Annotated in this window: 3 protein-coding genes; 1 reads left to right on the plus strand and 2 read right to left on the minus strand. The window is 63.9% G+C overall.

What is annotated here, in order from left to right:
- A partial coding sequence (locus tag EOA29_RS33450; protein WP_127222202.1) for a formyl transferase occupies window positions 1–599 on the minus strand: 599 nt, incomplete at its 3' end.
- Window positions 600–691: 92 nt separating this feature from the next.
- The gene (locus tag EOA29_RS33455; RefSeq protein WP_126093294.1) at window positions 692–1,267 is read right to left on the minus strand and encodes a DUF4893 domain-containing protein; all 576 of its coding nucleotides are present in this window, start codon (window positions 1,265–1,267) and stop codon (window positions 692–694) included.
- A gap of 121 nt (window positions 1,268–1,388) precedes the next feature.
- Between EOA29_RS33455 and EOA29_RS33460 the strand changes: the two genes are divergently transcribed.
- Window positions 1,389–2,303: an NAD(P)-dependent oxidoreductase gene (locus EOA29_RS33460; RefSeq protein ID WP_126093295.1), complete on the plus strand. Its 915-nt coding sequence runs from the start codon at window positions 1,389–1,391 to the stop codon at window positions 2,301–2,303.
- Window positions 2,304–2,316 lie beyond the last annotated feature (13 nt).

The following is a 2,316-nucleotide window of genomic DNA, read 5'->3' on the forward strand; positions in this document are numbered from 1 at the left end:
CCGTGTTTCGGCTTGCCGCGCGCCTGCTTCAGCACGCCGCCGGTGTCGACGCCGGCATCGACCAGATGCACGGTGGTGCCGAAATTCTCTTGATCGCACCAGGCCAGCGCCCAGTAACCGCCATTCATGCCGCGATATTTCGGGGCGATGCCGGCGTGATAATTGAGGACCGGGCAGGGCATCTTCGCGAGGGTATCTTTCGACAGCAGCCTGCAGCCGGCGAGCAGCACGACGCCCGGCTTGATCTTCCCGATCGCCTCAAGGCATTCAGGCCCGTTGGCGGACGGCACATGGATGATCGTTTGGCCGGGGCGAGGCTCCGTCTCGAGCTTCTCCTCGGTGATCATGCGCGCCGCATGGCCGACGAAGAACCGCTTGCCGAGCCTGGTCAGCACCATCGTGCCAAGCTGGCCGACGGCCGAGATCCAACCCTGGCGGTGTGCGCGGCCGAGCAGCAATCGCTTTTTGGATTCGGGCGCTTCGAGGACGACGCTGACAGGGCCGACGCGATCGGCAAGCGCGTTGACGATGGCCCAGATATGCGGGCCGCCCTCGGTGACGACCACGATCGGTCGTAGACTGGATTCCGACGCTGCCATGGCAAGCACCCGTTCTGAAAACCGGGCGGATGCTATGCGGGGCGGGTTAATCCTTGGTGTGACGCGACCTCAGCCAGACATGCAGGCTCTGCTCAGCGTTTGAACTCCATGATGTCGAGCTTCGATTCGTAATAGGGCGCGGGGAATTCGATGCGCCATTCGGTGGCGCTGCTGCGGAAGGCATAGCCGACCTGGTCGCTCTCGGGGCCGCTGCCATAGGGCTTGGCCTTGTCGTCATTGACCGAGAACGAGCCGAGGTAGATGGCGCGCTTCTCGCCGTCGTCGAAGAAGCGGCCCATGGTCCGCTGCGAGCCGCTGATCTTCTGCAGCCGCCAACCCGAGCCATCGTCGGTCACCTTGCACTTGAACCAGCCATAGATGACGAGCGGGCTGATACCGCCCGCCTTGATGGTGCGGCATTTCCAGTTGCCGGTCAGGTCCTTGTCGGAGAAGGCGACCAGCGGCTTGGCGAGCAGCGCATCGAGCTGTTTGACCTCGGTCGGATTGCCGGCCTTCGCCTCCTCGAGGGCGGCCTTGCGCGTGTCGCCATATTTGTCGAGCCGCGCCTTGTCGGCGGCGGTGATCAGCTTCTGCACCTCGCCGTCGGCATAGGCCGGCAGGACGAGGCCGATGAGGCCAAGAGCGGCGAGCAGCAGGCGAGGGGTCATGAATGGGTTTCCCGAATCGGTGGCTGGAACAGCGGTTTCTCAGTCTGGCGCACAACTTATCCGTTCGCGCACCGCTGTCATCCATGCTTAACAGCAGCCGGCGGAAATGACGGTGTGATCGATGCGTGTCTTGCTCACAGGATCGTCCGGCTGGCTGGGCAGCGCGCTTGCGCCGCGCCTGCGCCGCCTTGGCCATGAGGTGATCGGTCTCGACCCCGTTCCGTCGGCAGAGACTCAGGTAGTTGGCTCGATCGCTGATCGCGATCTCGTGCTGCGGACAGTCAGCGAGAACGGCATAGAGGCCATCATCCATAGTGGTGCCCTGCACAAGCCGGACATCGAGCGCTACCAGAATACCGATTTCATCGCGACGAATGTGCAGGGCACGCTCAACCTGCTGGACGCAGCGGTGGCGTCCGGTGTCCAGCGTTTCGTTTTCACCTCCACGACTTCGCTGATGATTTCCCAGGCGATCCGCGAAGGCTTCCAGGGCGGTGCGCGCAAGGCGGCCTGGCTGACGGAAGACATGTCGCCCGAGCCTCGCAACATCTACGGCGTGAGCAAACTCTCGGCCGAGCATCTCTGCCGCCTCTACCACCTTCAGCACGGGTTGCCGGTGGTGGTGCTGCGCACGGCCCGCTTCTTTCCCGAAGCCGACGACATGGCGCATGCGATCGAGCAATCCGACGCCAACACCAAGGCGAACGAGCTGCTGTTTCGGCGGCTGACTGTGGAGGACGCGGCCGAGGCGCATGTCGCGACGTTGGAGAAGGCGCCGAGCCTCGGCTTCGATATCTTCATCATCTCGGCGCCGACGCCGTTCCGGCCAGATGATTGCGCCGAGCTGATCGCCGATGCGCCGGCTGTCGTCGCGCGCTATTTCCCGGACTATCCCAGGCTCTATGCGAGGAAAGGCTGGACGATGTTCTCGTCGATCGACCGCGTCTACGATCCGTCGCGGGCAGGGCAACGGCTCGGCTTCGTCTGCAAGACGAGTTTTGCCGATGTGCTGACGGCGCTCGATGCGGAGGCGTGAGGGCGGTCAGGCG

It is taken from the genome of Mesorhizobium sp. M1E.F.Ca.ET.063.01.1.1 (assembly GCF_003998155.1).
GTDB lineage: Bacteria > Pseudomonadota > Alphaproteobacteria > Rhizobiales > Rhizobiaceae > Mesorhizobium.

Bases quoted from the DNA above. Each gene is read 5' to 3' on its own strand.
- EOA29_RS33455 (WP_126093294.1), bottom strand. From the start codon at position 1,267: ATGACCCCTCGCCTGCTGCTCGCCGCTCTTGGCCTCATCGGCCTCGTC.
- EOA29_RS33460 (WP_126093295.1), top strand. From the start codon at position 1,389: ATGCGTGTCTTGCTCACAGGATCGTCCGGCTGGCTGGGCAGCGCGCTT.